Source organism: Metabacillus herbersteinensis, from assembly GCF_042433335.1.
Lineage (GTDB): Bacteria > Bacillota > Bacilli > Bacillales > Bacillaceae > Metabacillus > Metabacillus herbersteinensis.
In genome coordinates, this window is sequence record NZ_JBHLVO010000069.1 from 1 (window position 1) to 3,925 (window position 3,925).

Sequence of the window (3,925 nt, forward strand, 5' to 3'; positions counted from 1 at the left end):
TTATAAACTATTAAACAGGGATGAATTTAGAGAATATCTTAAGAAGGTTTTATATCGGCAAAAAAGAGGTTGGGTATCTAAAAAGTACCCAACCTCTTTTTATTCTAGTAATCCTTTATCTTTGAATATTTTTCTTAATGATTCATTGACCAATTCAGATTTATAGTTTTTAGGAACAAAAATCTCTTTAATCTCTCTAAATAAAGTTGACGGTATTCCAAAATTGTTGACCAGTAATAACGTCACTGTTCAATTGGAAAATATTGCGTTGTCTAGATATTCCAATTCTTCCTTAGGTGAAACAATTACCGGAGATATCTCAATGACTTGCCCCATTTCTATATCACGTATAGCATAGACCCCTCTACCATATTTTTGAGTGTCTTTTATTCTAAATAATAGTGATACCACAAAAATATTAGTTCCTTTTTTATAAAACCCTAATGCTATGAATTACATCGATGTTGAAACGTTCAATGAGCCCAGTTCGATTTCCTCCTTGACCTAGTATTGAAAGAAGAATAGCATTATCTTGAATACCCTGGTAATCTCCAATAGCTTCTAAACCACCATTATAAGTAATAAATATGCGTTGTCCGAGACCTAATTGATCCAAAAAAGCACGGGGAAATCCTTCGTTGTCCTGTCCACCTTGTCTACCTCTACCTCTACCTTTACCTTTAGGCATAGGGTTCACCACCTTTTTGTATAACTATTAACAATTTATTCAGTAATAGAAATAAGGTTTGGATTAATGGAGTAAGTTAAATATGGATTTTTAGGAGATTTGAAAAATAGGGATGTAAATTTCTATTAGTATAAATCTACAAAGTACCAAATAAACGAATACTCTATACAAATCTAGTTAACATATAAAGTAAAATCCCTGGTTTTTTAATTCCCAGGGCTTTTTAATGAAAAAATATTAGATTAGTCTTTCCTCACCGGAGGCAGCGTAAACCAAAACTCATTCCTAAACAAAGTACTATTAATTTAACAATTTACCTTTTTTAGTTCACCCTTAGCTTACAAAATTTCCGTTTTGTTGGCGTAACCCCTAGTTTTTCTTTAAAAATCCACACTTGTCTTCTAGTAATTGTCTATTCATTAGCATCTGCATTGAATATATTGTAAGTGTAGTAGATAAAATTTTAAGGAGGAATAACCATGGGTAGAAGATATTCTAATGGTAGGCAAGTGTTCAGAAATGTAAATGTGAATGAGAATGAGAATGAGAATGTGGCTGTGGCTGAGGCTGAGGCTGAAAATGAGGTTGATGTAAAAGATAAAAACGTTATTGTAAATAGAATTGAAAATACTAATACTATTACTAATAGTGGAAACAGTAGAGTTAACTTTGAAGCGCTAGAAGACTAATAACTAACTATCAATTATAGAGATTAAATTTTGAAGAAGGATATTGGCATTTTTCGCTAGTATCCTTCTTATTTATCAATAAAGGGAGGGAGAATTAGTTGGCGAAACGTTTTGCGAATAATAGGAACAAAAGTTTAGAGGAAAATAATATAATATCAGAAGATAAAAGCTTACATTCAGTAGAAAATAACGTAAAATCAATCGTTGGTCATAGTGGAAATGCTAACGTTGATGTGGAAGTTCATATTGAAACTACAGCAATCGCTTATGCAATGCTATGTTCTATGTATGCTACTGGCAGTTTAGATGAACGTGAATTTAGAGAATCTGTACAGAAATTAGATTCTTTGATGGCTAAGAGGCATCGTAGAAGTACGAATTAATTAAAGAAAAAACAAAACTGGGGACAAGCATAGTATAATTCCTTAAAATCTATAATTATAAGGTCTTTTTGAAACGACCTAGCGTATGTTTTCCGCGAAAAGATACTGCTCCCCCTACTCAAGCTAGCTTATTAAAAGTCCTGCATGAAAGCCTTGTTTCTATCGAGATTTAATATACATTCTTAGTTCACATAATTGATCTTTTAGGAAGTATCATAAAACAATCTCCTTGGATAACCCAGCAAAAAAAGAACGCTTTAATAAGCGTTCTTTTAGATCAAAACCAAGACCAGAAACAAGAGAATTCTTTGGTATACTATATTATTCAAAAGGGTACCTGTTGTTATGGTCAATTCGAAAAAAACTTAAGCTCCCAAAGCTATACTAACTTTTATAATACTTGGGGAAGTTAGTTAAAAATGTATACTCTATACAAATCTAGTTAACATAATTCTAAATTTTCGGCAATGAAAAAGGATCTCTAATTGGAAGATCCTTTTTTGCTGCTTGTTATTAAATTTACTCAATTACATCAAACCATAATGGAGACCTATCGTTTGGATCACCATTGTAATTTGTCGTAATTTCCTCGCCGTTTTTGATATCTCTTATGGCGTAACAATGGCAATAGCAGTAATTGAATCAATGTCGATGCGTAATATACCTTCAGCATTTGTGTCAATAAGAAGAGCATTGTCTTGAGTTCCCTGGAACTCGCCAACTCGGACACGCCCATTAAAAAAAACCCTGATTCTTTGTCCAAATGCGAGGTTTTCTAAAGTATCATTTGGAAACCCATCCCCGGTACCAGTGCCTTTACCTTTTCCTTTACCTTTAGGCATTATCGTTCCCCCCTTTCTTATTTCACTATTAACAATATATTCACTAATAGAAATAAGACTTGTTCTAATAGAGTGAGTCAAATATGGATTTTTTTAAGGGGATTTTAAGAATTTTGTAAAAAACGCTGCAAGGATTTCTCCTTTCACATTCGGGTATATTACTGAAATAAAAACTTAAATTTCCGTTAGTTTTATTAATCTGTAAAGGACCAAATGAATGAATACTCTATACAAATCTAGTTAACATAATTGCTGCTTGTTATTAAATTTACTCAATTACATCAAACCATAATGGAGACCTATCGTTTGGATCACCATTGTAATTTGTCGTAATTTCCTCGCCGTTTTTGATATCTCTTATGGCGTAAAAGTATATTGTTAAATTAGGCAGATAACAATAAAACGACGCATTTGGAGTATAAGAGTGATTAAATATGGAGCCATATCCCAAAGCAATAGCTCTTTCCTCTTCTCCCCAATAAAACCAATAATCGGATAGAATTGTCTTATTTAGATGTTCTACTTCTTCTTTAGGTATAACGATAACTGGAGATGCTTCAATGATTTCCCCTTTTTTTATATCACATATAGCAAAGGCTCCCCTACCATACTTTTGGGTGTCTTTTATCTTAAAAGAATTGGATACCACAAAAAATATTAGCTCCTTTCCAGTAAAATGAAACATGTTAAAAAAAGGAGGGGCCCCCCCCTCTCTTAACTGTGTTAACGCATGGCAATAGCAATAATTGAATCAATGTCGATGCGTAATAAACCTTCATCAGTTGTGTCAATAAGAAGAGCATTGTCTTGAGTTCCCTGGAACTCGCCAACTCCGACACCCCCATTAAAATAAACCCTGATTCTTTGTCCAAATGCGAGGTTTTCTAAAATATCATTTGGAAACCCATCCCCGGTACCAGTGCCTTTACCTTTACCTTTACCTTTACCTTTACCTTTAGGCATTATCGTTCCCCCCCCTTTCTTATTTCACTATTAACAATATATTCACTAATAGAAATAAGACTTGTTCTAATAGAGTGAGTCAAATATGGATTTTTTTAAGGGGATTTTAAGAATTTTGTAAAAAACGCTGCAAGGATTTCTCCTTTCACATTCGGGTATATTACTGAAATAAAAACTTAAATTTCCGTTAGTTTTATTAATCTACAAAGTACCAAATAAATGAATACTGTATATAAAACGAGTTCACATTACATCTAATTATCGAAAAAGAATCTTCGATTGGAAGATCCTTTTTTGCTGCTTGTTATTAAATTTACTCAATTACATCAAACCATAATGGAGACTTATCTTTTGGGCCAC

General features: G+C 32.8%; 6 protein-coding genes. 2 read left to right on the forward strand and 4 right to left on the reverse strand.

The window, feature by feature from the left end; all coding sequences use genetic code 11:
- Positions 1-430: 430 nt before the first annotated feature.
- Positions 431-688: a hypothetical protein gene (locus ACFFIX_RS27580; protein WP_378939834.1), complete on the reverse strand. Its 258-nt coding sequence runs from the start codon at positions 686-688 to the stop codon at positions 431-433.
- Positions 689-1,167: 479 nt separating this feature from the next.
- On the opposite strand from ACFFIX_RS27580, the gene ACFFIX_RS27585 reads away from it, so the two are divergent.
- Positions 1,168-1,377 carry a hypothetical protein gene (locus ACFFIX_RS27585; RefSeq protein WP_378939836.1) on the forward strand — a complete coding sequence of 70 codons (210 nt, stop codon included), beginning with the start codon at positions 1,168-1,170 and terminating at the stop codon, positions 1,375-1,377.
- Positions 1,378-1,475: 98 nt separating this feature from the next.
- Entirely contained in the window at positions 1,476-1,760 is a 285-nt protein-coding gene (locus ACFFIX_RS27590; RefSeq protein ID WP_378939838.1) for a hypothetical protein, read from the forward strand.
- Positions 1,761-2,368: 608 nt separating this feature from the next.
- On the opposite strand, the gene ACFFIX_RS27595 is transcribed toward ACFFIX_RS27590, so the two are convergent.
- From ACFFIX_RS27595 to ACFFIX_RS27605, 3 genes are all read right to left on the reverse strand, one after another.
- Positions 2,369-2,602: a hypothetical protein gene (locus ACFFIX_RS27595; protein WP_378939840.1), complete on the reverse strand. Its 234-nt coding sequence runs from the start codon at positions 2,600-2,602 to the stop codon at positions 2,369-2,371.
- A gap of 268 nt (positions 2,603-2,870) precedes the next feature.
- Complete coding sequence (locus ACFFIX_RS27600; RefSeq protein WP_378939842.1) at positions 2,871-3,287, reverse strand: SET domain-containing protein; 417 nt, start codon at positions 3,285-3,287, stop codon at positions 2,871-2,873.
- A 38-nt stretch (positions 3,288-3,325) separates the two neighbouring features.
- Entirely contained in the window at positions 3,326-3,565 is a 240-nt protein-coding gene (locus ACFFIX_RS27605) for a hypothetical protein (RefSeq protein WP_378939844.1), read from the reverse strand.
- Positions 3,566-3,925 lie beyond the last annotated feature (360 nt).

What these genes read in the sequence shown, in the direction of transcription:
- ACFFIX_RS27585 (WP_378939836.1), top strand. Translation starts at nt 1,168, where the DNA reads ATGGGTAGAAGATATTCTAATGGTAGGCAAGTGTTCAGAAATGTAAAT.
- ACFFIX_RS27600 (WP_378939842.1), bottom strand. Translation starts at nt 3,287, where the DNA reads ATGTTTCATTTTACTGGAAAGGAGCTAATATTTTTTGTGGTATCCAAT.
- ACFFIX_RS27595 (WP_378939840.1), bottom strand. Translation starts at nt 2,602, where the DNA reads ATGCCTAAAGGTAAAGGAAAAGGTAAAGGCACTGGTACCGGGGATGGG.
- ACFFIX_RS27605 (WP_378939844.1), bottom strand. Translation starts at nt 3,565, where the DNA reads ATGCCTAAAGGTAAAGGTAAAGGTAAAGGTAAAGGTAAAGGCACTGGT.
- ACFFIX_RS27580 (WP_378939834.1), bottom strand. Translation starts at nt 688, where the DNA reads ATGCCTAAAGGTAAAGGTAGAGGTAGAGGTAGACAAGGTGGACAGGAC.